The sequence below is a fragment of the Nocardia sp. NPDC058497 genome, assembly GCF_042720195.1.
Classification (GTDB): domain Bacteria; phylum Actinomycetota; class Actinomycetes; order Mycobacteriales; family Mycobacteriaceae; genus Nocardia.
On sequence record NZ_JBHXMY010000949.1, the window covers coordinates 1 to 1,443 of the forward strand.

1 pseudogene is annotated in these 1,443 nt (G+C 66.5%); it reads right to left on the reverse strand.

The features are described 5' to 3' along the window. Positions 1 to 862, reverse strand: a pseudogene (locus ACFWPJ_RS32730) (2,4-dienoyl-CoA reductase); the annotation flags it as partial. Positions 863 to 1,443: the final 581 nt, after the last annotated feature.

Genomic DNA, 1,443 nt, shown 5'->3' on the forward strand with positions numbered 1-1,443 from the left:
GGTCACCGGATTCAAGGCGCCCACCGCCTCCCGGTCTTCGCGCCACAGGGGCGGCAAGTCGGGCCAGCGCGGGGGCCATACCGATGAGGGCGACCCTGTTGTCCAGCACACGTTCGGCGGTCACCCGGCGGGAGATCCCCCCAGTCAGCAGCAACGGCAGCGCACTGGTTTCGGCGAGCTCGGCGGCGAGTTCGAGGAAGTACGCCTCCCGTGCCGCCGTCCGGCCATCGGCGGGCCTACCCGACATGGCAGGACACTCGTAGCTACCACCGGATACCTCGACGAGATCGACGCCCACCGAGACCAACATGGCGATGACCTTCTCGGCGTCGTCGGCATCGAATCCGCCGCGCTGGAAATCCGCGGAGTTCAGCTTGACGGCGACGGCGAACTCGGGCGACACGGCCGAACGGATGCCGCGCACGACGCCGAGCAGGAGCCGGGCATGGTTCTCGAGCGAGCCGCCCCATTCGTCGGTGCGGTTGTTCACCAGCGGCGACAGGAACTGCGAGAGCAGATACCCGTGTGCGGCATGGACTTCCACGCCATCGAACCCGGCCTGCTCGGCACGGACCGCCGTAGCGACGAACCGGTCCCGGGTCTCAAGGATCTGACGGTGCGTCATCGCGACCGGCCGGCCGAACCTCTTCGAATGCTTACCGACATCGACAGCGATGTCCGACGGACCCCAGACGACACCGGGCATCTGCGCTTGCACCTGGCGGCCAGGATGACTGATCTGCATCCACATGGCAGCTCCGGCAGCCTTGCCTGCCGCGGCCCAGGCAGCGAAGGGCTCGATCGGCGAGTCCCCGTCCAGCACAATGCCACCGGGACCGGTGAGAGCCTCCGCGTGCACCATGCACGTTGCCCGTTATCAGCAGTCCGGCGCCTCCCGCACCCCAACGTCGGTACAGCGCGATCAAGCGCTCGTCGGGAAGCTGACCCTCCCCTGCCATCCCCTCTTCCATGGCCGCTTTGGCGATCCTGTTCGGCAGGACCTGGCCGGACCGCAAACGCAGCGGAGAAAACAGTTGCCTCGTACTCGAACCGCTCGACATACAGACCGCCCTTCGATAGCCGCTTCCAGGCACACAGATGTGTCCGCTGCTAACATAAGGGCATATGTTAGCGTCGTCAACTTTGCGAACCTGATCACACGCGACCCCGGATGCCACCGCAGTCGACACCAGGAATCCACCCACGGTCGACCTGCCGATACTGCGGATCGGCGCCCTACCGCGGCGTGAGCGACGCTGACGATTGTTAAATTGACTTCATGGCACCGCTGAACGCGCCGTACCATCACGGCGACCTCCCCGGGGGGGGGGGGGGGGTTCCACACCATGATGACGTTGGGCGTTATCAGGGGCCACTCCCCCGGGACCCGCTCGACCGGTTCGGCGTCGACGCCGAGTTCCTCGCGCAGTTCGCGCACCAGGG